General features: G+C 70.6%; 20 protein-coding genes and 1 pseudogene. 14 read left to right on the forward strand and 7 right to left on the reverse strand.

The features are described from left to right. Positions 1 to 219: 219 nt before the first annotated feature. The 9 genes from ACFY2Z_RS14155 (at position 220) to ACFY2Z_RS14195 (ending at position 12,087) form a co-directional block, all read left to right on the forward strand. Entirely contained in the window at positions 220 to 3,120 is a 2,901-nt protein-coding gene (locus tag ACFY2Z_RS14155; RefSeq protein ID WP_390744441.1) for a CDP-glycerol glycerophosphotransferase family protein, read from the forward strand. Beyond that, on the forward strand, positions 3,117 to 4,250 hold the full coding sequence (locus tag ACFY2Z_RS14160; protein ID WP_390744442.1) for a glycosyltransferase: 1,134 nt from the start codon (positions 3,117 to 3,119) through the stop codon (positions 4,248 to 4,250). The genes ACFY2Z_RS14155 and ACFY2Z_RS14160 overlap by 4 nt, the downstream gene beginning before the upstream one ends. Positions 4,251 to 4,457: 207 nt before the next feature. Further along, on the forward strand, positions 4,458 to 5,774 hold the full coding sequence (locus tag ACFY2Z_RS14165; protein ID WP_390744443.1) for an ABC transporter substrate-binding protein: 1,317 nt from the start codon (positions 4,458 to 4,460) through the stop codon (positions 5,772 to 5,774). A gap of 14 nt (positions 5,775 to 5,788) precedes the next feature. Beyond that, complete coding sequence (locus ACFY2Z_RS14170; RefSeq protein ID WP_390744444.1) at positions 5,789 to 6,784, forward strand: carbohydrate ABC transporter permease; 996 nt, start codon at positions 5,789 to 5,791, stop codon at positions 6,782 to 6,784. 7 nt (positions 6,785 to 6,791) lie between these two features. Beyond that, entirely contained in the window at positions 6,792 to 7,631 is an 840-nt protein-coding gene (locus tag ACFY2Z_RS14175; protein ID WP_390744550.1) for a carbohydrate ABC transporter permease, read from the forward strand. 29 nt (positions 7,632 to 7,660) lie between these two features. Next, positions 7,661 to 9,025 (forward strand): GH1 family beta-glucosidase, encoded by a 1,365-nt coding sequence (locus ACFY2Z_RS14180; RefSeq protein ID WP_390744445.1) that lies wholly within the window; start codon positions 7,661 to 7,663, stop codon positions 9,023 to 9,025. Positions 9,026 to 9,144: 119 nt separating this feature from the next. Then, complete coding sequence (locus ACFY2Z_RS14185; protein ID WP_390744446.1) at positions 9,145 to 9,822, forward strand: response regulator transcription factor; 678 nt, start codon at positions 9,145 to 9,147, stop codon at positions 9,820 to 9,822. Positions 9,823 to 9,826: 4 nt separating this feature from the next. After that, positions 9,827 to 11,206, forward strand: coding sequence for a sensor histidine kinase (locus ACFY2Z_RS14190; protein ID WP_390744447.1), 1,380 nt, complete (start codon positions 9,827 to 9,829; stop codon positions 11,204 to 11,206). Between the two features lie 185 nt (positions 11,207 to 11,391). Then, positions 11,392 to 12,087 carry a L,D-transpeptidase family protein gene (locus tag ACFY2Z_RS14195; RefSeq protein ID WP_390744448.1) on the forward strand — a complete coding sequence of 232 codons (696 nt, stop codon included), beginning with the start codon at positions 11,392 to 11,394 and terminating at the stop codon, positions 12,085 to 12,087. 25 nt (positions 12,088 to 12,112) lie between these two features. On the opposite strand, the gene ACFY2Z_RS14200 is transcribed toward ACFY2Z_RS14195, so the two are convergent. Then, entirely contained in the window at positions 12,113 to 13,315 is a 1,203-nt protein-coding gene (locus tag ACFY2Z_RS14200) for a Gfo/Idh/MocA family protein (RefSeq protein WP_390744449.1), read from the reverse strand. A 203-nt stretch (positions 13,316 to 13,518) separates the two neighbouring features. On the opposite strand from ACFY2Z_RS14200, the gene ACFY2Z_RS14205 reads away from it, so the two are divergent. Both ACFY2Z_RS14205 and ACFY2Z_RS14210 read left to right on the forward strand, forming a co-directional pair. Next, the gene (locus tag ACFY2Z_RS14205; RefSeq protein ID WP_390744450.1) at positions 13,519 to 14,679 is read left to right on the forward strand and encodes an ROK family protein; all 1,161 of its coding nucleotides are present in this window, start codon (positions 13,519 to 13,521) and stop codon (positions 14,677 to 14,679) included. A gap of 99 nt (positions 14,680 to 14,778) precedes the next feature. Then, positions 14,779 to 14,967 (forward strand): hypothetical protein, encoded by a 189-nt coding sequence (locus ACFY2Z_RS14210; protein WP_390744451.1) that lies wholly within the window; start codon positions 14,779 to 14,781, stop codon positions 14,965 to 14,967. 114 nt (positions 14,968 to 15,081) lie between these two features. On the opposite strand, the gene ACFY2Z_RS14215 is transcribed toward ACFY2Z_RS14210, so the two are convergent. Next, positions 15,082 to 16,464 carry a S1 family peptidase gene (locus ACFY2Z_RS14215; protein WP_390744452.1) on the reverse strand — a complete coding sequence of 461 codons (1,383 nt, stop codon included), beginning with the start codon at positions 16,462 to 16,464 and terminating at the stop codon, positions 15,082 to 15,084. 117 nt (positions 16,465 to 16,581) lie between these two features. After that, entirely contained in the window at positions 16,582 to 17,574 is a 993-nt protein-coding gene (locus ACFY2Z_RS14220; RefSeq protein ID WP_390744453.1) for a DUF3800 domain-containing protein, read from the reverse strand. Positions 17,575 to 17,798: 224 nt separating this feature from the next. Here ACFY2Z_RS14220 and ACFY2Z_RS14225 point away from each other — a divergent pair, with 224 nt between their 5' ends. Continuing rightward, positions 17,799 to 18,440, forward strand: coding sequence for an HAD family acid phosphatase (locus ACFY2Z_RS14225; RefSeq protein WP_390744454.1), 642 nt, complete (start codon positions 17,799 to 17,801; stop codon positions 18,438 to 18,440). An 83-nt stretch (positions 18,441 to 18,523) separates the two neighbouring features. Continuing rightward, positions 18,524 to 18,928, forward strand: a complete 405-nt coding sequence (locus ACFY2Z_RS14230) for a PPOX class F420-dependent oxidoreductase (RefSeq protein ID WP_390744455.1) — start codon at positions 18,524 to 18,526, stop codon at positions 18,926 to 18,928. Here ACFY2Z_RS14230 and ACFY2Z_RS14235 read toward each other — a convergent pair. The 3 genes and pseudogenes from ACFY2Z_RS14235 to ACFY2Z_RS14245 form a co-directional block, all read right to left on the reverse strand. Then, positions 18,909 to 19,019: pseudogene (locus ACFY2Z_RS14235) on the reverse strand (glyoxalase); the annotation flags it as partial. The gene ACFY2Z_RS14230 and the pseudogene ACFY2Z_RS14235 sit on opposite strands and share 20 nt — an antisense overlap. Positions 19,020 to 19,419: 400 nt before the next feature. Next, positions 19,420 to 19,887 (reverse strand): SLATT domain-containing protein, encoded by a 468-nt coding sequence (locus tag ACFY2Z_RS14240; RefSeq protein ID WP_390744456.1) that lies wholly within the window; start codon positions 19,885 to 19,887, stop codon positions 19,420 to 19,422. Between the two features lie 71 nt (positions 19,888 to 19,958). Further along, positions 19,959 to 21,140, reverse strand: coding sequence for a permease (locus ACFY2Z_RS14245; protein ID WP_390744457.1), 1,182 nt, complete (start codon positions 21,138 to 21,140; stop codon positions 19,959 to 19,961). A gap of 192 nt (positions 21,141 to 21,332) precedes the next feature. Here ACFY2Z_RS14245 and ACFY2Z_RS14250 point away from each other — a divergent pair, with 192 nt between their 5' ends. Continuing rightward, positions 21,333 to 22,031: a peptidoglycan-binding protein gene (locus ACFY2Z_RS14250; RefSeq protein WP_390744458.1), complete on the forward strand. Its 699-nt coding sequence runs from the start codon at positions 21,333 to 21,335 to the stop codon at positions 22,029 to 22,031. A gap of 136 nt (positions 22,032 to 22,167) precedes the next feature. On the opposite strand, the gene ACFY2Z_RS14255 is transcribed toward ACFY2Z_RS14250, so the two are convergent. Continuing rightward, positions 22,168 to 24,096, reverse strand: coding sequence for a phosphatase PAP2 family protein (locus ACFY2Z_RS14255; protein ID WP_390744459.1), 1,929 nt, complete (start codon positions 24,094 to 24,096; stop codon positions 22,168 to 22,170). Positions 24,097 to 24,139 lie beyond the last annotated feature (43 nt).

Consider the following 24,139-nt stretch of genomic DNA (forward strand, 5'->3'; position numbering starts at 1 on the left):
GGTCACGCGCCTCATGGCCGGCCGTCACGTAGCGTGGGGAGGGCGCAGGGGCACCGGCCCCCGCCGCCATCAGCCGCGCGCCGCGCCCCTGCCGCTCGCAGGGGCGCGGACCCAGTGCCGGACCCGGGCCCACCCTGTCCGCCGGACGACTCCGCGGACGCCGCCGAGCCGCGGCGGTGACAGGTCGGCCGCCCGGAGAGCCGCGATCCGAGACGAGAGGTGGCCGTGTCGATCGTTACACCCGAGTCGGGCGGGGCGGACCCGGACATCAGCGTCGTCGTCATCGTCTACAACGACGCCCCGCGCCTGACGACGGCCGTACGCTCCGTGCTCGGCCAGACGCTGCGCAACGTGGAAGTGATCATCGCCGACGACTGCTCCACCGACGAGTCGTACGAGGTGGCGCGGACACTCGCCGCCGCCCACCCCGGCCGGGTGCGGGCCCTGCGGCTGCCGGAGAACAGCGGCGGCTGCGGAGAGCCCCGCAACCGGGGCCTGGCCGAGGCCCGCGGCCGCTATGTGATGTTCCTGGACAGCGACGACACCCTCGAACGCAACGCCTGCCGCAATCTGCTGGAGGCGGCCGAGCGCACCGGCGCCGACCTGGTCTCGGGACTCTCCGTGCGGGTGTACACCGACAGCAGACACGGCAAGCAGGTGCCCTGGTACCCCTGGCTCTACCGGTCCACGCGCACCGTCGAGTCCATCGCCGAGCTGCCCGACCTCTTCGTCTTCGACACCCTGTCGACCAACAAGTGCTACCGACGGGACTTCCTCGTCGAGAACGAACTCGCGTTCCCGCACGGCATCCACTACGAGGACCTGCTGTTCACGGCACAGACCTACCTCGCGGCCGGGCGGATCACCCTGATCCCCCACACGGTCTACTACTGGAGCGTGACGCAGAAGACCACGGCCAAGTCGATCAGCAACCGGCGCCACGAGATCAACAACTTCACCGACCGGCTGGAGATCCACCGCCGTATCGACGCCGTACTGCACCGGCGCGGACTCGACGAGCTGAAGCTGCACAAGGACATCAAGTTCCTCAAGCACGACCTCGTCCTCTACCTGCGCGACCTCCCCTTCCTCGACGACGACTACCGCCACCGCTTCGCGGAACTGGCCCGCGGCTACCTCCAGGACTTCCCGGAGGCGGCGTACGCCGCCCTGGACCCCGTGCACGCCATCTGCGCCTACCTGCTGACGCGGGAGGACTGGGACAACCTGATGCCGGCCGTCGACGCCCTGATCAACCGCGGCAAGATCTCCGCGCCGCTCGCCGAGCGCGACGGCCGTGTCTATTGGTGCGACCGGTACCTGGACGACCCCGGGGCCCGCGAGATCATGGACGTCACCGGCCTCGGTCACCACGGCCGACCGCTGGAGCAGATGTTCCTGCGCAATCTGCTGACCCGGTACGCCGTCCAGGGCGACCTCGTGCTCCTCGAAGGCGCGGTGGTCAACCCGCTGCACACCGTCCCCGCGGATGCCCGGCTCACCGCCGAGCTGGAGTTCCGCGCCCGCCGCCGCAGCCTGCAGACGTTCCGCTTCCCGGTGCGGACGATCCGCCACGAGGGCGACACCCTCGTCTGGCAGGCCTCCGTCCCGCTGTCCGGCCGCTTCCGGCCGCTGGGCGTCATCGACGAGGTCTGGGACGTCCGGCTGCATCTGCGGGCGGACGGCAGACGGACCACCAGCCGGATCACCGCCGGGAGCGTCGATCTGGAGAGCGCCGCCCCCGTCCCCGTACGACCCCGCCTCACCCGCCTCATGGCCGACCGGCTCGAACCCCAGGTCTCCGCCAAGGGACATCTCGCTTTCCGGCTCGTCCAGCACGGCGCGGCGGCCCGGCGCGGCCGCGCCCTGGTGGACCGCAATCTGCACGGCTCCGCCGCCCGGACCCTCAAGGGCGCCTACCGTACGCTCCGCGCCGTCAGACGGGACCTCGCCTCCGGCACGCGCAAGGTCCAGATCTACCACCGCATGCTGCGGCTGCTCCCGGTGCGCCGGGGCACCGTCGTCTTCGAGAGCCATCTAGGCAAGCAGTTCAGCGACAGCCCGAAGGCCCTCTACGAAGAACTGCGCCGCCGCCGGCTGCCCGTCACCGCGATCTGGTCCTACGCCGGGGAGCGGCCCGTGGGCTTCCCCCAGGACGCGGAACTCGTCCGCAGATGGTCCTGGCGCTATCTCAGGGCACTGGCCCAGGCCGAGTTCTGGATCGACAACCAGGGCTTTCCCCTCCGGCTCGCCAAACGCCCCGAGACCACCTACATCCAGACATGGCACGGCTCGGCCCTGAAGAAGATGGGGTTCGACGAGCCCAGCCACCGGGTGATGTCCGAGCAGGAACAGCGCACCTACCAGGAAGCGCTGGACCGCTTCGACCACTTCGTGGTCCGCAGCGAGCACGATGTGCGTACCCTCGCCCGCGCCTACCGCATCCCCGAGGCGAAGCTGTTGCGCACCGGCTATCCGCGCAACGACGTCCTGGTCCGGGCCGCCCGCGACCCCCGGACGCCCGACCCCGCCGCCCGCCGGCTCGCCGAACGCCTCGGCATCCGCCCGGGGCACCGCGTGCTGCTGTACGCGCCCACCTTCCGGGCCCGTCCCGGCGGCGGAGTACGGGACTTCGACATGCCCTTCGACGTGGAGCGCTTCGCCGACCGCTTCGGGGACCGGTACACGCTTCTGGTCCGTTCCCACTATCTGAACCGGGTCACCCTGCCCCCGTCCGTGGCGGACCGCGTGATCGACGTGACGGACGAGGCGGACATCACCCCGCTCCTGCTGCTGGCCGACGCCCTCATCACCGACTATTCCTCAACGATGTTCGACTACGCCCTGCTGCGCCGGCCGCTCGTCTTCTACGCCTACGACTGGGAGGAGTACTCCCGGGACGTGCGCGGCACCTATCTGGACCTGCTGGAGGAGGCCCCGGGGCCGGTCGCCCGCACGGAGGACGAGCTCCTCGCCGTGCTCGACGACCTGCCGGGCGTGGGCGCCCAGTACGAGGCGCGGTTGAAGGAGTTCGTGGACAAGTACGGCGAGTACGACCGCGGGGACGCGGCGGCTCGCATCGTGGACCGTTTCTTCGGACCCGCGGGAGAGGCCCGATGACACAGCGTGAGATCTTCTTCGTCGCCAACGAGGTCAACGAGCTGGGCGGCGTGGGCCGTTGGCAGACCCAGATGGCCCGGCTGTTCGCGGAGCGCGGTCATCGCGTCCGGATCATCGGTGTCGCCCCGCCCCAGGTGCCGATGGACCTCGGTACGCATCCGCCGTTCGAGACGCTGACCCTCTACGACCGCCGGCCGCCGGCCCGCCGCGGGGCGCACGTCCCGCTCGGCCGTGTCGCCCCGGTGGCCCGGGCGGGCGGGGCGGCCAGACGGGCCGCCGCGGAGCGTCTGTCGGACGTGTTCCGCGCTGCGGGGCCCGGTGCCGTGATCGTCGTGACCCAGGTGTGGGCGATGGAGTGGGTGGCGCTCGCGGACACCGCCGGGCTGCCGGTCATCGGCATGAGTCATGAGTCCTTCGAGGCGTCCCGGCGCTCCTCGCGCTTCGCGCGCGTACGGCGGTACTACCAGGACGTGGACCGGCTGCTGGTCCTCACCCAGGAGGACGCCGACCTCTGGGTGGGGCAGGGCCTCAACAACGTCGGCTTCCTGCCCAACCCGCTGCCGGTGATGCCGGCCGCTCCGTCGCCGCGCACGGAGAAGGCGGTGGTCAGCATCGGGCGGCTGAACCATGAGAAGGGCGTCGATCTGCTGCTCGACGTGTGGGCCGAGGCGGCGCCCCGGCAGCCGGGCTGGATCCTGCGTGTCCACGGTGCGGGCGACCACGAGCCGGAACTGCGGCGGCAGTGCGCGGAACTCGGCCTGGACGACTCGGTGGAGTGGGCGGGACAGACCGACGACGTGATCGGGGCGCTGGGACGGTCGTCGGTGCTCGTGCAGTCGTCCCGGGGCGAGGGCTTTCCGCTGGTCCTCCTGGAGGCGATGGCCTGCGGTGTGCCGTGTGCGGCGTTCGACTGCTCCCCGGGGGTGCGCGAGATCATCCGGGAGGGCGAGGACGGCCTGCTGGCCCGGCACGGCAACACCTCCGAACTCGCCCGTCACCTGGTACGCCTGATGGCCGACGAGAATCTGCGCGACGCGATGGGGGAGCGGGCACGGCAGAACGTGCAGCGCTTCGCCCCGGAGGTCATCGTCCGCCGGTGGGAGGAGCTCTTCGACTTCCTGGAGCGGTGAGTGACGGACGGCGCCCCGGCACGTTCGGGGCGCCTGTACAAGAGTTGCGGCCGGACTTCCGCAATGGTGTCAAAACCCTTGACGCATCTCGTTCTTGGGGTTTAACTCACGTCCTAAATTAAGCCATGAGGATCTTCGGGAGCTGAACGGAGAGGCTGTCGGAGCCCTCCCGGCGTTCTCGACTCCCGGAAAGGGACACCAGGAGCCATGCGCAGCATCCGAGCCGCGGCCGTAGGCGCCGTCACCATGTCACTCGCCCTTGCCGCCTCGGCCTGCGGAGGCGGTTCGTCGACGAACGGCGGGTCCGACGACTCGCCGAAGACGCTCACGTACTGGGCGTCGAACCAGGGCGCCAGCATCGAGGTCGACAAGAAGGTCCTCCAGCCGGAACTCGACAAGTTCCAGAAGCAGACGGGCATCAAGGTGAAGCTGGAGGTCGTCCCCTGGTCCGACCTGCTGAACCGGATCCTCACCGCGACCACCTCCGGCCAGGGTCCCGACGTGCTGAACATAGGCAACACCTGGAGCGCCTCCCTGCAGGCCACCGGTGCGCTGGTGCCGTGGGACGCCAAGAACTTCGACAAGATCGGAGGCAAGTCCCGCTTCGTCGACTCCGCGCTCGGCTCCACCGGCGTGCAGGGCAAGGACCCGGCGGCCGTGCCGCTCTACTCGATGGCCTACGCGCTCTACTACAACAAGCAGATCTTCGCCGACGCGGGTGTCTCCCAGCCGCCCGCCACCTGGGACGAACTGGTCGCCGACGGCAAGAAGATCCAGCAGAAGGGCAAGCAGGTCCTCGGCGCGGAGGGCTCCAACGTCTCGGAGAACATTCACCACGTCTTCGTCTTCGGCAAGCAGCACGGCGCCGACTTCTTCACCCCCGACGGCAAGGCCGACTTCACGAACGACGGTGTGGTCGCCGCGGTCAAGCAGTACGTCGACCTGATGGCCAAGGACAAGGTCATTCCCGTCGGCAACGCCGAGTACGCGCAGAACCAGTCCGTGAGCGACTTCGCCAAGGGCAAGACGGCGATGCTGCTGTGGCAGTCCGCGGCCGCCAACCTGAAGTCGCAGGGCATGAGCGAGGACCAGTACGGCATCGCGCCGGTACCCGTGCAGTCCGGCACCCCCGGCACCGGCGCCCAGGTCGACTCCATGGTCGCCGGCATCAATCTGGCCGTCTTCAAGAACACGCACAACATGGACGGCGCCATGAAGTTCGTGAAGTTCATGACCAGCGACGAGGAGCAGAAGATCCTCAACAAGGAGTACAGCTCCATCCCGCCGGTCAGCACCGCCCAGTCCGACCCCGCCTTCACCACCCCGGCGAACGCCGTCCTGAAGGACACCCTCGCCAAGAGCGCCGCCGCGCTGCCGCAGGTCGCGGACGAGTCCCAGTTCGAGACCACCGTCGGCACCGCCGTCAAGGAGCTGTTCGCCGACGCCGCGGCCGGACGCGCCGTCACCACCGACTCGGTCAAGGCGAAGCTGCAGAAGGCCCAGCAGCAGATGCCGACGAAGTGAGCACGGACACCGTCATGACGACCACTGTTCCCGCAGCGGCCGACGGACGGACCGTGCCCAAGAACTCCCCCGGTGCGGCGCGCGGCCCGCGCCGCACCGGGCGGATCCAGCGCATCGGACTGCCGTACCTGCTGCTCCTGCCCGCCCTGCTCCTCGAACTCCTCGTCCATCTGGTGCCGATGGTGATCGGCCTCGTGATGAGCTTCAAGGAGCTCACCCAGTTCTACATTCGCGACTGGGGCACCGCCCCCTGGACCGGACTCGGCAACTATCGCGTCTCGGTGGACTTCCACGCCCCGGTCGGGGACGCGCTGCTCCACTCCTTCCTCGTCACCGTCGGCTTCACCCTGCTGTCGGTCGGGCTGTGCTGGCTCATCGGCACGGCGGCGGCCGTCTTCATGCAGGACACCTTCCGCGGCCGGGGCCTGCTGCGCGCGCTGTTCCTGGTGCCGTACGCGCTGCCCGTCTACGCGGCCGTCATCACCTGGGTGTTCATGTTCCAGCACGACAACGGCCTGGTGAACCACGTTCTGCACGACCAGCTGCACCTCACCGACAAGCCCTCCTTCTGGCTGATCGGCGACAACAGCTTCGTCGCCCTGCTCACCGTGTCCGTGTGGAGGGGCTGGCCGTTCGCCTTTCTCATCGTCATGGCCGGACTGCAGAACATCCCCCGCGAACTGTACGAGGCGGCAGCGCTCGACGGCGCCGGCATGTGGCAGCAGATCCGCCGGATCACCCTGCCGTCGCTGCGGCCCGTCAACCAGGTGCTGATCCTGGTGCTGTTCCTGTGGACGTTCAACGACTTCAACACACCGTACGTGCTGTTCGGCAAGGCGGCCCCGCAGGCCGCGGACCTCATCTCGGTCCACATCTACCAGGCTTCCTTCGTCACCTGGAACTTCGGCACCGGCTCCGCCATGTCCGTACTGCTGCTGCTCTTCCTGCTGGTCGTGACGGGCGCCTATCTCGCGGTCACCTCGCGTGGACGGAGGTCCGCCGATGTCTAGGTCCCCGATGGCCCCGCCGCGTTCCTTCCTGTGGTCCCGGCGCGTCTTCCTGACCCTGCTCACCGGCTTCGTGCTGGTGCCGGTCTACGTCATGGTCTCCAGCTCCCTGAAGCCGCTCGCGGATGTCTCCGGGCAGTTCCGCTGGCTGCCCAGCGGCTTGACCATCCGGCCCTACATCGACATCTGGTCGACGGTCCCGCTCGCGCGGTACTTCGTGAACTCGCTCATCGTGGCGAGCGCGGCGACGGTCTGCTCGGTGGTGATCGCGGTCTTCGCCGCCTACGCGGTGAGCCGCTACGAATTCCGCGGCAAGCGGGTGTTCACGGTCACCGTGCTGTCCACGCAGATGTTCCCCGGCATCCTCTTCCTGCTCCCGCTGTTCCTGCTCTACGTCAACATCGGCAACGCCACCGGCATCGCCCTGTTCGGGTCCCGTGGCGGGCTGATCCTGACGTACCTCACGTTCTCGCTGCCGTTCTCGATCTGGATGCTCATCGGGTACTTCGACTCGGTGCCGAGGGATCTCGACGAGGCGGCACTCGTGGACGGCTGCGGACCGCTCGGCGCGCTGCTCAGGATCGTGGTGCCCGCGGCCGTACCCGGCATCGTCGCGGTCGCCGTCTACGCCTTCATGACCGCATGGGGCGAGGTGCTCTTCGCCTCCGTGATGACCAACGACACCACCCGCACCCTCGCCGTCGGGCTCCAGGGCTACTCCACGCTCAACGACGTGTACTGGAACCAGATCATGGCCGCCTCACTGGTCGTCAGCGTTCCCGTCGTCGCGGGCTTCCTGCTGCTGCAGCGCTATCTCGTCACCGGGCTCACCGCCGGAGCCGTGAAGTGACCAACCCCTTTGTTCCTGAGAGGACTTCTGTGTCCGAACGTATCGACCTCGCCGCGCTCCCGCAGGACTTCCTGTGGGGTACGGCCACATCGGCGTACCAGATCGAGGGAGCCGTCGACGAGGACGGCCGCTCGCCGTCGATCTGGGACACCTTCTCCCACACCCCCGGAAAGATCGACAACAACGACCACGGCGACGTCGCCTGCGACCACTACCACCGCTGGCGCGAGGACATCGGGCTGATGAAGCAGCTGGGCACCAACGCCTATCGGCTGTCCATCGCCTGGCCCCGGGTGATCCCGGGCGGCGACGGGCCGGTGAACCCCAAGGGCCTCGCGTTCTACGACGCGCTGGTCGACGGCCTGCTGGAGGCGGGCATCACCCCGTCGGTCACCCTCTACCACTGGGACCTTCCGCAGGTGCTCCAGGACCGCGGCGGCTGGCCGGAACGGGACACGGCCGAGCACTTCGCCGCATACGCGTCCGCGGTCGCCGAACGCCTCGGCGACCGCGTCACCCACTGGGCCACCCTCAACGAACCCTCCTGCTCGGCCTGGATCGGCCACCTGGAGGGGAGGATGGCCCCCGGGGCCACCGACCTGACCGCCGCGGTCCGCGCCTCCTACCATCTGCTCCTCGGCCACGGCCTCGCCGTTGGCGCGATCCGCGCCGCGGCCCCGCGGGCCGAGATCGGCATCGTCAACAACCTCTCGACCGTCTTCGCCGCGAGCGACCGCCCCGAGGACGAGGCGGCGGCCCGCCGCCACGACGGTCATGTCAACCGCTGGTGGCTGGACCCGGTCCACGGCCGAGGCTTCCCGGCCGACATGCGCGAGGTCTACGGCGTCGAACTCCCCGAACTACCGGGCGACTTGGCGACTATCGCCGCGCCACTGGACTGGCTCGGCCTGAACTACTACTTCCCGGCGACCGTCGTCGACGACCCGGCCGGCCCCGTCCCCCACGCTCGTGCCGTACGCCGCCTGGGCGTCCCGCGCACCGGCATGGACTGGGAGATCGACGCGAGCGGCATCGAGACCCTGCTGCTGCGCCTCACCCACGACTACGGTGCCCGCCGGCTGTACGTCACCGAGAACGGATCCGCCTTCCCCGACGTCGTACGCCCCGACGGCACCGTGGACGACCCCGAGCGCCAGGACTACCTGGAGCGGCACCTCGCCGCCTGCGCGTCGGCGGCCCGCAAGGGTGCCCCGCTCGCGGGCTACTTCGCCTGGTCGCTGCTCGACAACTTCGAGTGGGCCTACGGCTACGACAAGCGCTTCGGCCTCGTCCACGTGGACTACCGCACCCAGGTCCGCACCATCAAGGGCAGCGGACACCGGTACGCGCAGATCGTGCGCACCCACCGGGGGCGGGCCCGCAGGGCGGCCTGAGCCAGTCTCCTGCGGTGGGCGCGGGTGCGGGAGCCCGCGCCCACCGCAGGTCCGACCGTCCTCACGTGCTCGACGCGCACCCCCGGCCATCCCTTCGTAGGGTGGAGACGAGGTCGGCGATGCGAGTACTGGTGATCGAGGACGAACGAGGACTCGCCGAGGCGATCGCCCACGGGCTCGCCGAGGAGGGTTTCGTCGTCGATGCCGTGTACGACGGCGTGGACGGCCTCTGGCGGGCCGTGCACGAGCCGTACGACGCGATCGTGCTGGACCTGATGCTGCCCGGTCTGTCCGGGTACGAGGTCCTGAAAAGGGCGCGCGCGGCCCGTGTGTGGGCCCCCGTGCTCGTCCTGACCGCGAAGGACGGCGAGTACGACGAGGCCGACGCTCTCGACCTCGGCGCGGACGACTACCTGAGCAAGCCGTTCTCCTACGTCGTACTGGTCGCCCATCTGCGGGCGCTGCTGCGCCGCGGCGCCCCCGCCCGGCCCGCGGTGCTCGCGGCCGGCGACCTGGCCCTGGACCCCGCGCGGCGCCGCTGCCAACGTGCGGGCCGGGAGATCGCGCTGACGGCACGCGAGTTCACCCTCCTGGAATTCCTGCTGCGGCACCCCGACGAAGTGGTCAGCAAGACCGACATCCTCGACCATGTGTGGGAGGAGAACTTCGACGGCGACACCAATGTCGTCGAGGTCTACGTCGGCTATCTGCGCCGCAAGATAGACGCTCCTTTCGGCCGCCGGACGATCGAGACCGTCCGCGGGGCGGGCTATCTGCTGCACGGCACCGGGAGATGAACCCGTGCGCGTCCCCGTCCCGGAGTGGTGGGCCCGCCGTTCCCTGCGCCTGAAGCTGACCGCCGCGGCGGCCCTGATGATCGCGGCGGGCCTCGTCGGCGCGGCGTCCCTGCTGGTCGTCTGGCTGCGCGCCAGCCTGATCAGCGGACTCGACCAGGCCGCTTTCCAGCAGGCCCAGGTCATCGCCGCGAACCAGGAGGACGGCGGCCTGCCCCGTACTCTCCCGCTGTCGGGCAACGGCGACACCGCCATCCAGGTCGTCGACGCCTCGGGCGGCGTACGGTCCAGCTCGGCGAACCTGGCTGGCGACCCCCCGCTGTTCCACTTCGCCCCCGCCGCCTCCGAGGCCCCGAACCACATCCACGCCGTGCACCACCTGCCGCTGACCGGGGCCGAGACCTGGCGCGCGGTGGGCGTGCCCGCCGGGACCGACCGCGATCCGCTGACCGTGTACGTCGCCGTCCCGACGGCCCCTGTGGACCGCAACCTGGCCGCCCTGACCGCCGGGCTGGCCATCGGCGTACCGCCGGCCGTCGCCCTGCTCACCGGCGTCGTGTGGCTGCTCACCGGCCGGGCGCTGCGGCCCGTGGACGCCCTGCGCGGCCAGACCGCCGAGATCACCGCCGTCGACCTCGGCCGCCGCCTGGACGTGCCGCCGGCCGACGACGCCCTCGGCCGGCTGGCCCGCACCCTCAACGACCTGCTGGCCCGGCTCGACGTGGCCACCCGGCACCAGCGGCAGTTCGTCGCGGACGCCGCGCACGAGCTGCGCAGCCCCCTCAGCAGCCTCCACACACAGCTGGAGGTGGCGGTGCGGCACCCCGGCTCGGCGGCCTGGGAGACCCGAGGCCCGGCCCTGATCGAGGAGAGCGAGCGGCTGTCCCGGCTCGTCGACGACCTGCTGCGGCTGGCCCGCCTCGACGCCCAGCCCCAGCTGCGCAAACGCCCCGTCGACCTGGACGAGATCGTCTTCCGGGAGGTCTGCCACGCCCGGCTGCACACCCATCTGCTCATCGACCGGCACGCCGTCAGCGCGGCCCGGGTCTACGGCGACGAGGACGCCCTCGCGCGCGTGGTGCGCAATCTGCTGGACAACTCCATCCGGTACGCCGTCGACCGGATCGACGTCAGCCTGCGCGTCCATGACGGCATCGCCCGCCTGGTCGTCGCGGACGACGGACCGGGCATCCCGGTGGCCGACCGCGGCCGCGTCTTCGACCGCTTCACGCGCCTGGACGGGGCCCGCGCCCGGGGTACCGGAGGCAGCGGGCTGGGCCTCGCGATCGTGCACGACATCGTCGCCGCCCACCACGGCCGCGTCGACATCGAGGACAACGCCCCCGGCGCCCGCATCGTGATACGGGTACCCGCCACCGATCTGTGACCCGTCAGGCGGCTGAGCTGCGGCGATCGCCTACCATGGACGGTCGGCGTGCGGCAAGGACCGCCGCGGGGGTGACCGGGCAGGTTCACCGTTTCGTCACAGAGCGGCCATCCCTGCAACCGGCACCCCCGCGCGCCGGTCTAGTTGACGGAGGCCGCAGAACACGCGAAAAGGGGAGGCCGGTCATGAGGGACATAGGCAGACGAGGAGCCGTGGCGCTGGGCGTCACCGGACTGATGGCGCCGCTCGCGCTCGCGCTCGGCACGGCGCCCGCGCAGGCGGCGAGCTGCACCACCCAGACCGGGCCGTATCAGAAGCAGGTCGAGAAGTTCCTCGGGCGGCCGGTCGACGGCAGGCAGTCGTCCGCCGACTGCACGGCGATCCGGGCCTTCCAGAACAAGCACGGGATCACTCCCGCCATCGGCTACGCGGGTCCCGTCACCTGGGGCGTGATGGACCTCATGAACAAGCAGAAGGCGGTCGGCAACAAGCCCGGCAGGGACGGGAAGTGCCCCGTCGACAAGGGCCGCATCGCCTGCGTCAACCTCACGCTCCAGCTCAGCTGGATCCAGGACGGCAGCCGTCTCGTCTACGGCCCGGTCCCGGTCCGCACGGGCCGCGACGGCTACGAGACCCGCACCGGTCTGAAGAAGATCTACTGGCGCGACATCGACCATGTGTCGAGCGTGTACCACGTGCCGATGCCCTACAGCCAGTTCTTCGACGGCGGGCAGGCCTTCCACTCGGTGGGCCTGAGCATGTGGAACCCGCCGGGATCGCACGGCTGCGTCAACATGACCTCGAACGACGCCAAGAAGTACTGGGCACTGCTGAAGAACGGCGACGACGTGTTCGTGTACGGCCGCAAGCCGGGCACCTGAGGCACCCGGCCCGCGGCGGGAGCCGTCACGCCTCGGGCGCGTCGCCGAAGTCGGGTATCTCCAGCCGGACACCGCCCCGGAGCGCCGACGCGTGCGCCACGATCCCGGGCAGGGTGTAGCGGGCCGCCACCCAGGCGTTCACGGACGGCAGGGCACGGGTGTTGACCGCGGTCACGAAGTCGTCGACCAGGAAGTGGTGACTTCCCTCATGGCCGTTGTGCAACCGGTCGAACACCCGGGGCAGCCGGGACCGGTCGTGCACGGGGGCGGAACCGGAGGTGAAGGCGGCCCGTAGCTCCGGCGCGATGTGCCGGAGCGACGGGTCGTCAGGCGCCATGGTCGGCTTGGGCTCGAGCAGTTCCGATATGTCCTCGACCCCGTTCTTGTCCTGCCACAGGGCCACTGTGGCGAGCTGCTCCATGCTCGCCTCGGTGCCGAAGAACCGGAAACGCGACTCCCGGATGTGCGAGGGATAGCCGACCCGGCGGAACTCGTTCGTCCGGAAGGAGCCGCCGCCCGCCACCTCGAACAGTGCCGTCGCGTTGGAGAAGTCGTTGTCGAACTGGCTGATCCGCTTGTCGAAGACTCCGTCCTCGCGCTCGTCCCGCACGCCGATCGCGGACACGCTCACCGCATGGGTGCCCCAGGCGCCGAGCACACCGCCCACCGAGTGGGTCGGGTAGAGCAGCGGGGGATAGCTGGCGGTGGCCTTCCATGTCTCCCCGCCGCTGTACCGGTAGGCGTCGTAGAAGCCCAGGTCCATGTCGTGGACGTAGTCGCCCTCGGCGTAGAAGAGCCGTCCGAAGGCACCCTCGGCGATGCGGTTGCGCGCGTGCACCGTCGCCGGGTTGTACTGACTGGTCTCACCCATCATGTACGTCAGCCCGGTCGCCTTCACCGCGTCGATGACGGCCGCGATCTCCTCCTCGGTGATCGCCATGGGGACGGCGGAGTACACGTGCTTGCCGGCGTTCAGGCCCTGGAGCACCAGGGGACCGTGCGTCCAGCGCTGGGTGAAGATCGCGACCGCGTCGATGGCCTTCGACTCCAGCATGGCCTCGTACGACGGAAAGGTGCCGGCCAGCCCCTGGGCGGCGACGAGCCGCTCGGCCCGTTCGGGCAGCAGGTCGGTGACGTAGACGTCGCCGACGCCGGGGTGGGCGTGGAAGAGGGTGGCGAACTGGCCGGAGAACTGTCCGGCGCCGACGATGCCGAGCGAGAACGTCATGAAACGGGTGCCCTTCCCTGGGGTGTGCTGCAGTGGCGGGCTGCATCAGTCCGGGACTTGCTTCTGCCGCACTTACTTTTGCTATGAAACAATCCCGCCGTCAAGGCCCCTGACAGTGGCCCACAGCCAGCCACCAATGCCGTAGAGTCCGGGCCATTGGTTCCATGGTGAAATTAACGAAGGAAGCCTGGGAGTCCCGAGCCATGACTGCACATGCCGAGAGCTGGCTGCCGCTGACTGCGGGTGAGCGCTCCGTGGCGATCGAGGTGCTCGTCCACGGCCCTCTCTCGCGCACAGAACTCGCCCACCGGCTGAACCTGTCGGCCGGCAGCCTCACCCGGCTCACCAAGCCGCTGATCGAGTCCGGGCTGCTGGTGGAGGTCCCCGACGGGGGCGGTGCGACGCAGACGCGCCAGGGGCGCCCCTCCCGGCCCCTCGACATCGTCGCCGAGTCCCGCGCCTTCCTCGGCTTCAAGGTCACCCAGGAGAGGGTCTACGGCGTCGTCACCACGCTCAGAAGCGATGTCACGGCCCGCCTCGACCGGCCGCTCACCAGCCACGATCCCGAGGATGTCGCGGACCTCCTGGCCGAGATGACCACTGAGCTCGCCGCCGGTGGTCCCGGGCTCGCGGGCATCGGGATCGGTGTGGGCGGCCGGGTCCGGGACCGGGCGGTGGTCGGGGAGTCACCCTTCCTGCTGTGGCGTGACGTCCCGCTCGCCCGCCTGGTGGAGCGGCGCACCGGGCTGCCCGTGGTCGTCGAGAACGACGTCGCGGCCCTCGTCGAGGCCGAGACCTGGTTCGGGGCCGGTCGTGGGCTCGACCGTTTCGCCGTCCTCACCATCGGCGCGGGCATCGGCTACGGCCTGGTCCTCGGCGGCAGACGGGTGCCGTACGCGGAGGAGGACCGCGGGTTCGGGAGCCACTGGATCATTGACCCCCACGGCCCGCTCACCCCCACCGGGGAACGCGGGAGCGCGGTCTCGCTGCTGACCATCCCCAGCATCCGCTATCAGATCAGGGCAGCCACCGGCCGCGATCTGAGCTACGAGGAGATCCTCGGCCTGGCCGTCGCGGGCGAGCCCATGTGCTCCCGTGTCGTCGACGAGGCGGCGCGTGCCCTCGGGGCGCTCGTCGCCCGGATCGCCAACTTCGCCATGCCCCAGAAGATCCTGCTGGCGGGGGAGGGGGTCGGTCTGATGGACGTCGCCGGCACGACGGCCTGGGAGACCATCCGCGCCCACCGCCATCCGCTGGCCGCCCCGGTCGCCCTGGAGACCAAGGTCTCCGACTTCCACGACTGGGCCCGTGGGGCGGCGGTACTGGCGATCCAGGTGCTGGTGCTCGGCACCGCCGAGGGCTGACGGGGAAGCTTGTGCAGGGGCTCGGGAAGTGATCAGCTTCACGGTCCGGAATGGCGGAAGACGTCCGATTGCTCACAGCGCCTTCACGTCAGGCCTCGTATGCTTCACGCCATGTCCACCACTCCCGAACCCGCAGCGGAACGCTCCGCCGACGAGGTCAACGAGGAGATCCGGGCCCTGTGGGCTCGGAGCGGCGGGACGCTGACGACGGAGGAGCGGCAGGTGTATCAGACGCTCGTCCTGGAATGGGCGGTGGCCTCCTCCCCTCAGTCCACAAAAGCGGCGTGACCGCCCGGCTTGCCCTCGACGGCAGGCCCTCCGACGGCGACCTTCCCGCCATCTCCACCGCCGCTCGCTTTCCCCGTTTTCCCCGACCCGACCGACCGGCCGGCCCCGGTGCCGTCAGCCCCAGGTGCCGGAGTACGCCCGGCGATAGGCGTTGCGCTCCTGTTCCGTACGGATGTAGCGCGTGGCCACCAGGGCGACCAGACTGCCGGCGATGACCAGCAGGCCGGGCCCGACGTTCCGCGGGTCGGTCAGCCGGGCGAGGAGACCGTCGGCGCTGTCGGTGGCCCCCATCTGCTGGACCGCGCCGGGGGCCACGGACCCGGGTGCCGCCGACCCGGGCGCGATGGCCGCGCCCTGAGGGGCCGAGGTGGACGCGGTGGGCGCGGGAGACGCGCCCGACTGCCCGGTCAGCTGGACCCCGAGCGTCGCCATCGCGTTCGTCAGCGGCTGGAAGAACGTCGTACCGCCCGCCTGGCAGTCCCCGCTGCCGCCCGAGGTCACCCCGAGCGCGATGCCCTCGGAGAACAACGGGCCACCGCTGTCGCCCGGTTCCGCGCAGACCGTGGTCTGGATGAGGCCGGTGACCGTGCCCTCCGGGTAGTTCACCGTCGCGCCCAGCGCGGTGACCTCGCCGTCGTGCAGACCGCTGGTGCTGCCGCTGCGGAAGACCTTCTCCCCGACGATCGGATCCCCGGCCGCCGTGATGCGCACCCCGCGCCCGCCGCCGATCGCCACGACGTTGTCGCCGGGGGTCTGCTGGCCGTTCTCGTACCGGATGAGCGAGAAGTCGCCGTCGCCGGGGAACTCCGACGTCACCGTCCGGCCCAGCTGCGTCTGACCCGTGTTGTCCGAGAACCAGAGTGTGCCGCCGGGTCCGCAGTGGCCGGCCGTGAGGATGAACTCGGTCTGCCCGTTCGTCACGTTGTAGCCCGCCGAACAGCGGCCGCCGGTGGAGAAGACGGGCTGGGCGCCGTTCACCCGGGTGGTGAACTTCCCCTGAGTGCGCTGCATGTGCACGAAGTCCCCGATGCCGCCCGCGAGTCGCTTCATCCGCGACCAGTCGGAGGCGGAGACGCTGCTGTCGGCCTCCACCGTCACCTGGTTGGTGCGGTAGTCCACGGCCCAGGCCGTGCCCGTCACCTTCGGGGCGGAACTGAGCATGTGCGTGGCCGACTTGAGCTGGTCCATGCTGTGGCTCACCATCTTGGGCCGCGCACCGGACGCCTTCACCTCGGCGGCCGCGGCGCGGTCGGTGACGGCGACGACGGGGGTGCCGTCGTCGGCGATCCAACTGCCCGCCGTGCGCGAGGTGCCGAGCCGTGACACGAGTGTGGTGCCCGTCCGGGAGACACTCTTCGCGGCCGTGCCGCCGGGAGCCTGCGCACCGGACGGTTCGCTCGCCAGGGCCTGGGTGACCATCAGACCTCCCAGGAGCAGCCCGCCGAGGGCCGCTACGCGCGCCCCCCGCCGGACGATCCGTCGTCGTGCATGCCTCATCCATGGCTCCGAAACCCGAACGGCACGGCGTCACCACCGCGGGGCGCTCCGTTCGTCGAGCACCCTGCCTCCTATACGGGCGCCCACGTCGCCACGTTCACCAAGACATGCCCAAGATCATGTCGTTGACGCGGTCGAGGAGCTTCGCAGCAGCGCGCCGCTGCGCTCGTCACCCCAGAGGGAGTCCCCACCCACGTACGGTCTCAGCAGCGCGGTGAGCGCCGGGTCGCCCCGCCCGTTCAGCTCGTCCGAGGCGATCTTCCGCGCGATTCCGGCGAGGAAGTCGGCGAGTTGTACCCGTGCGTCGTCACGCGAGTCGACCAGCCGGAACCCCACGATCCGGGTCGCCTCCGTGATCCAGGCGATGCGCTGGGCGGTGAGCACGTTCTGCTCGTCGTGCACGAGCGAGACGGGACGTCCGTCGCCGCACCAGTACGCCGCGGTCCTTACGATCGCCGGCACCAGGGGGTTGAGCGCGGGCACGACCGCCGGGCCCCGGGCGAGACGGTCCCGGTGGGCCAGCGCGCGTTCACGGGAGCGTGCCAGCAGCGCGAGGATCTCGCCCGACTCGTCGTGAGGATGCGTCCGGCGCAGCGCGCCGAGGGCGCGGAAGAACTCCTCGACGGGGGCGCCGGGCTCGCCGTTGCTCCGCGCGCGCACCAACTCGTTGGACGCCCCGAGGAAGTGCCGCCACCGCTCGTCCCCGAACCGCTCGCCACCCGCCCGGAAGAGGCTCAGAGCCCCCGCCGGATCACCGAGCAGCAGGTCCACCACCCGTTCGACGACGAAGAACGCCTTCTCCACGAGCAGCACATGGGCGTGCCCGTACAGCGGCCCGGACGCACCGAGCAGCCACTCCAGCGTCGACCGGTGCTTCTCCCGGAGCAGATGGTTCGCCTTGTACTCCTCCGCGGGGGACCGGATCCGGTCACGGATCTCCTGGACGTGACCGGCAGCCGAAGAAAGCGGCATATGCACACTGGCGTGCGCGAAGACATCGGTGTTCCCGCTGGTGAGGTTCTCGCCGTCCGAGCCCGACTCGTCGCAGGCCACCTCGCGCGGCGGCACGGCCGCCTCCGTCCGGACATCGCTCCCACGATCCCAGGTCACTGTCTCGCCCCCTGCCTCGTGCCCAGGAGGATCATCCCGCACCCGGGCCCCGGCCAACCGTGTCCGTTCACGGACATGCCGATTCCTACTCGCGAGTAACTGTCTACCGACCGGTAACGCTTCGGTCGTCTTCCGTCCACTATTGGACGTGAACATGTCCAAAGCGGCGATGGTCGGGGAACCCTCGCCGCATTGACGTGCAAGGACACAAGGAAGGCACGGGCATGACAGGACGTGGTGTGGGGCGCCGGATCGGCGCGGTCTCGGTGGTCGTGGCGCTGGGTGTCGGCGGCACGGTCACCGCGGCGCAGACCGCGGTCGCGGCGCCGGACGTGACCGTCGCGAGCGTGGCCGCAACGCAGGCCTCGGGGGTCGACTATGCCACCTGGCAGGCGGACGTGAAGGCGGTCATCGACCAGGCGACGCCGTACGTCGCCCAGCGCACCGCGAACGCGGCCGGGCAGAAGCTCGCGATCGTCTTCGACATCGACAACACCACGCTGGAGACCGACTTCCACCCGTGGTACCAGCTGCCCACCCCTGCCCTCCAGCCCTCCCTGCAGCTGGCCAAGTATGCGAAGTCCCGCGGTGTTTCCGTCTTCTTCATCACCGCGCGCCCCGGCATCATCGCGGCCGAGACCAAGTGGAACCTGAAGACCGTGGGTTACCCCGTCGACGGTCTGTACGTGCGGGATCTGCCGGACCTCTTCGACGAGGTCAGCGCCTACAAGACCGGCAAGCGCGCGGAGATCGAGTCCCAGGGCTACACGATCATCGCGAACGTCGGCAACAACACTTCCGACCTGGTCGGCGGCCACGCCGAGCGCACCTTCAAGCTGCCCGACTACAACGGCCAGTTGTCCTGACGCGGCCTGCCGCACTCCCGGGCGCCGGATACGGGCGTAAGTCCGTACCGGCGCCCCGTGCGTGCCGCGCCTAGACTGCGACCATGGACGCAACCTCGCTGGACCTGCTCGCCACGGGCAAGTACCTGCTGATCACCAGTTACCGCAAGAACGGCACCCCGGTCGCCACGCCGGTGTGGGTGGTGCGGGACGGCGACGCGCTGGGTGTCTGGACGGTCGCGGACTCCTGGAAGGTGAAGCGGATCCGGGCCCGCTCCGACGTCCTGATCGGCCCCTGCGACGTGCGCGGCACTCCGACCGGCGACCAGGTCCCTGCCACCGCCGAGATCTGCGACCCGGCCGCCACCGCCCGGTACCGGGGACTCATCGCCCGCAAGTACGGCATCCTCGGCCGGCTCACCCTCCTCGGCAGCAGGCTGCGCCGGGGCGAGCAGGGCACGGTCGGCATCCGGGTGACCCCGCACACCACCGGTGGCTCAGCGCGGTGACCACCCGCCCGTCGGGATCCCGCACGAAGAAGCGACGCACGCCCCACTCCTCGTCGTGCAAAGGGTGCGCGATCTCAGCACCGCTTGCGCGCGGTCGGAGTGCCACCCCTCTGGACCGCCTCGTTGCACCTCGACGCTGTACACCGACCGCGGTGTACGCGGACCTTTCACGGCTCCCTCTTCCGTTCAATGACTGAGTGGTGCTGCGGCGTGCACGAGTACTCGGAACAGTCTGCTGGAAGGGTCGTTGGGCTGTCTCGGGCGCATCCGAGGCTAACCGTCGTGGCTGAGGTCGCCCCCTGGTGGCCGCCCTTGGGTGCGGCGTCGGCGGACGGGCGGGTCCATGACCGCCTCCATGGTCGAATGTTCGTTCGGTGGTGAGGTGGTGGGGCGTCATGACGCAGGTGCGGGGCTCCGGGACGTCCCCGGCGGAGGCCGTGTTCGCCGAGGACAAGGCGTCCCGGCGGCTCGGGATCCCGAGCCGCCATTCGTCAGGTCTGCTGAGTCGGCAACGGTGGTGCCGTGCGCTGGTGTTGGGCCTCTGACCACTCGCGGAGTTCGTTCGTGCCGACCTCCTCGATCGCCGCGTGCAGGGACGCCCGCGCCGTCCTGTCGCGTTCGGACGGGGGGAGCAGGAGATAGCGGTCGACGGACCGGCGCAGAGTCTCGCGTGACTGTGACGCGAGCACCCAGCGGGGCGCGGGGTTGAACAACTGGCGCATCCCGGTGAAGAAGACGGCGCTGCCGGCGATCAGTGCGGTGAGCCAGGCCGGTGCGTGCAGGGCCGCCGCCACGACCGTGGAGGAGGTGGCGAGCAGGGCGCCGATCTCCGTGACGTAGTGCTGCAGCCGGGCCCGGTCCCGCCGGCGGCCGTAGAACCCCAGGTCCTTCTGCGCCAGGGCCAGCAGGGGGTCCGCTTGTGAGGCCCAGTCCTCTTCGGCGTTCGCCTGTCGTCTCATCGGGCCATCATCGGATCTCGCCGCCTCGGCGGGGAAGTGATCCCGGCAACGCCCGTCTTCGGTGAAGGCGGTCAGTGGTGGCCTTCGTGTGCCCCGGTGTGCTCCGTGTGTTCCGCGTGGTCGGGGGCGCCGCCCATCATCTTCAGCATCGCGGGCCCGCCGGTGCGCAGGAAGCGCACCAGCAGGGCGGCGGCGAGCAGCAGAAACGCGATGTTGAGCCAGGTCGTGTAGTTCCAGCTGACGCCCTCCTCGGGGATCCTGGCACGGGACCGGTCGGGGACCAGGCCGAGGCCGCCGAAGAGGAACTCGACCACGTACCCGGCGACCACCATCGCCGCGTAGAAGGTGACGAGGAGGAATCCGGCCGTGCGGGCCCCGTAGTACTTCCGGTAGATGTTCAGGATGGGCAGGATCAGCAGGTCGGCGTAGATGAAGGCGATCACCCCGCCGAAACTGATGCCGCCCTTCCACAGCACCACCGCGAGCGGGACGTTGCCGATCGAGCACACGAAGCTCACGATCGCCACGAGCGGCCCGATGAGCGGTCCGATCAGCCGGGCCGTGAGCGGATGGCCCGTCAGGAAGAAGGCGCGCCAGAAGTCGTCGGGCACCCAGGCGGCGATCGCGCCGGCGATCAGCAGTCCGACCACCAGGTCCCGCAGGATCGCCGCCCACTCCATGACGAAGATGTGCGACACGGAGGTGAGGCCCTGGCGGGAGAGCAGCCGGCGCAGGAAGCCGCCCTCGCCGCCCACCGACATGTCCATCGCCGCGTGCCCCTCCATCGACCCCGCCAGCCCCCGCTCGGCCTGCTCATGGGCCTGCCGCAACAGCCGTTCGCGCAGCAGGACGCGGAAGAGCACGGCGAGGACGACGATCATCACCGGTCCGCCGACGAACTCCGCGACCGTGAACTGCCAGCCCATCAACAGGGCCAGGATGACGCCGAGTTCGACCACGAGATTGGTGGAGGCGATCTCGAAGGCCATCGCCGCCGTGAAGTCGGCGCCCTTGCGGAACAGGGAGCGCGCCAGGGCGACCGCCGCGTACGAGCACGAGGACGAGGCCGCGCCGAGCCCCGCGGCGAGGGTCAGGGTACGGGGCCGGTCGTCACCCAGCAGCCGTACGACCGTCGAACGGCGCACCACCGCCTGCACCACGGCGGACAGGGTGAAGCCGAGGATCAGCGCCCAGGTGATCTCCCAGGTCATCGAACCGGTGATGGACAGCGCGTGCCTGATGGCGTCCCACATGCGGCGCCCTCTCCTTGGCGATCCGGAATGCGGGCACTATACCCCTAGGGGGTATAGAGCGCGAGGGGGCGCGCCACCGCGGACCGACGGTCGCTGTTCGAAACTGTGGCTTCCCGGTGAACCGGTCGGCATGCCTGCACGTATCACTCCCCGGGGATGGGCCCACGGCCGCGGGGACGGAAGGAGAGCAGTGTGTCGACACCGCCCGAGCAGGTCCAGCCGGTGCGGCGCCCGGTACTGGAACCCACGTATGTGATGCGTCGTCGCCGCACGGAGGCGCTGGCCGAGTTGGTCAGACAGCTCCGCGAGGGCGACGCCCGTCCACCGGAGCCCGCATACGAACCGATCGTCGTCCATGTCGAGCCGAAATCCACCGAGGACGCGACGGAGGAACTGCCCCCGGTGCCGGCCGCCCCCCGCCGGCAGACCCGGCCCCGGCGTGAGGGACCCGTGGACGACGGGCTCACCCTGCGCCGCGCGGCCATCACGGTCGGGGTGACCGCGGCCGCCCTGATCGGCTTCGGCGCCGCGCTTCTGCTGCCCGGCGCGGGGAACGACGGTGCCTCGGGCCGGGCAGCCGCCCCGCCCGCCCGGCCGCCCGTCACCGGCGCTTCCGCCTCGGCCTCCGCGCCCGTCCAGCGGCAGGGCACCGACCCCGACGGCGCCGGCACCCTGCGCGAGGGCGACAGCGGGCCCGAGGTGACCGATCTGCAGAAGCGCCTGCTGCGCATCCCCGACGTCTACAAGAACGGCTCCACCGACGGCCGCTACGACGCCACGCTCGCTGCGGCGGTCGCCCGCTTCCAGCTCTGGTACGGCATTCGCGGCGACGAGACGGGCGTCTACGGCAACGACACCCGCCGCGACCTCGAGTCCCGCACCCCGCTCTAGCGGGTGCGGCGGCGGGCACGGCAGGCGTACGGCGGCCGCTCACCCTTGAGCCGTACGCCTGCCGTTCCCGCATACGCGGTACGGGCGTGTCGTGCGCTCCCCTCGCGCGACACGCCCGTCACCGTGTGGCGGCCGCCTACCGCTTGAGCAGCCGTACGGCCAGCCCCTGGGCCGTGTACACCGGCACGGCCCGGTAGCGGTCCGACGCGACCGTCACGCGTCCGAACTGGCCCCGCAGCGACCGGGTCGCGATCACCGGGATCATGGCTCCCGGTGCCGGCGGCCGCTCCTCGTCCAGCCGGAGCGACAGCACGCTGCCGCGGTCGAGCACCACACGCCGCTCCACCGTCAGCGGCGCCGTACGACCCGCCCGCAGCGTCACGTCCACGGTGGCCGCGGCCGCCTGCGTGTAGGAACCGCGGACCCGGACGGCGCCGCTCGTCCGCAGCGTCCCGCCCGCCACCCGCGCATCGCCGTGTCCGAGGGCGCCCGGCGAGGCGGCGACCAGGGTGCCGTCCTCGACCACGGTCCCGCCCGTGTAGTGGTTGGCACCGGTCAGGGTCAGGGTCCCGCTGCCCCGCTTGGTCAGGGAGCCGAAGCCGTCGATGTCGTTGCGCCAGCTGTCGTGCGCGCCGAAGCCGCCGGAGCGTGCGTCGAGCGTGACGCACACGTCCGAGTCGAAGGAGCCGTAGCCGTCCGCCGCCGCGAACAGGTCGAGGCGCCCCCACTGCTCGAACCCGTCCAGCAGCACATAGCCGGAGGGCAGGGCGGTCGTCCGCAGCACCTCGCGCCGCTGCGCCGCGTCCAGGTAGGGCAGCCGCGTCTCCAGCAGGACCTCCGCCCCCTTGGGTACGGTCAGGGCCGTGCCGCGACCGTGCCGGGTCAGCACATACGTCAACCGGGGCTGGACGGCACGGGCGTTGGCGGTCCGGTCGGCGTACGGGTCGGTGGCGGTGCCCGCCGAGTGCGCGAACGCGTAGAGCGTGTCGGCCGTCGTCCCGGTCCGCGCCTCGAAGTAGGCGAGGGCCTGGGCGCGCGCTGCGGCCTTGAGCTCCGCGTTGGCCGGGTCGGCGAGGGTGGCGGCGGCCAGTGCGGTGGCCATGATGCGCCCGCCGATCACGTCGACGGGGGAGTGCATGCCCGCCATGATCCGGGTGTGGCTGAGCTCCAGGGCACGGGTCACCAGCTCCTGGAAGCGCTCGGGCACGGCATAGGCGTAGGCGAGGGCGGCCAGGTGGAAGGCGTTGGTGTGGCCGCTCGGGAAACCGCCGTCGTCGACCGGGGAGGTGCCACGCTGCCGCAGCAACTGCGGGGCGACGACCACGTCGGACTCGTAGACCGGGTAGCCGAGCGCATCGGTCCGACCGGTGTCGACGACCTCGCTGTGCTCGTTCATCCGCCACGGACGCGGGTACCGGTAGGCGTACTTGGCCGGGTTGCCCGAGGCGTACGGGCCGCGGACGGTGTCGACCAGCTCGGCCACCTTGCCGAGCGCGGAGTCGTGCGCGCCCGCGCCGAGCGCCGACCCGGCCGGGGCGTCGGCCGGCACCGCGTCGTTGACGGTCGTCGCGGGCGTGCCGTCGGGTGCCTGGGTGATCGACGTGACCGCCTTGGCGCCCTCCCGGTAGTAGCCGGCGAGCGGGCCCAGGCCGGCGATCAGCGCGTAACTCTGGTGCTGCCGGTCGTAGATGAACGCCTCCTTCGCCTGCGCGTCGGAGCGGGCGGAGGTGATGCGTGAGCAGTAGCGCATATTGGCGCGCAGCACGTCGGGCCGGAGCGGGACGCCGGTGTTCCAGGCACCGCCCGTCTTCCACACCTGGGTCATACCGCCGAGCACACGGACCACGGCGTTGGTCTCGGGCGTCAGGTTCGCCGGGACGTTGGTCCGGTAGTCGTCGACGAACGCGGCGGGCGCGGTGGCCGCCTTCGCGTCGGCGGCGGCCAGCCAGGTGACGAAGGCGGGCGCGGCCAGTACGCCGGCCGAGGCGCCGAGGGAGGTCCTGAAGAACCCTCGTCTGTTCATGGCGAGTCGGCCGGTGGTGCGGTGCCCGGCGGATGACGGCATGGGGGTGCCTCTCTGGAGTTCTTCGGCCGTGGGGCCAAGGGGG

This window comes from Streptomyces sp. NPDC001222, assembly GCF_042896945.1.
Classification (GTDB): domain Bacteria; phylum Actinomycetota; class Actinomycetes; order Streptomycetales; family Streptomycetaceae; genus Streptomyces; species Streptomyces gibsoniae.